The 337-nt window shown below is 43.0% G+C and carries 1 protein-coding gene; it reads right to left on the bottom strand.

Annotation, left to right across the window (positions count from 1 at the left end):
• Positions 1 to 41 precede the first annotated feature (41 nt).
• A partial coding sequence (locus ACXAIC_RS24855; protein WP_475187137.1) for a hypothetical protein occupies positions 42 to 337 on the bottom strand: 296 nt, incomplete at its 5' end.

Here is a 337-nt window from a genome sequence, read left to right as displayed (position 1 = left end):
GCGTCTGCGATAGACGCAGTCACGCCCTCAGAGGCAAGAAACTACTTCGCTGCCGCAGGATATGAGCCGGAGTAAGCGGGAAACGCTCTAGGGTCTCTAAAATCTTGCAATAACTCCGCAATATCTTCATGAGAAATGTGCCAATCTTCGGAAATTAATCTATTCAAAATCGGTACGCATTTGCTGTCGAATCCAAAAAATCTAAAGCCAATACCTAGGGAATATTCCAAAACCTCGTCGTCTTTATCCATTGATGCTAGTTTTAGGATTTTTGACATAGCATGTTCGTCGTTTCGTACGTCCATCGAAAAGCGTTCAAGGAATTCATCCAAAGAAA

The sequence above is a fragment of the Roseibium sp. AWQ4_254 genome, assembly GCF_056161025.1.
The sequence above is the reverse complement of the archived record's forward strand: the minus strand, read 5'-3'. Positions and strand labels throughout refer to the sequence as shown.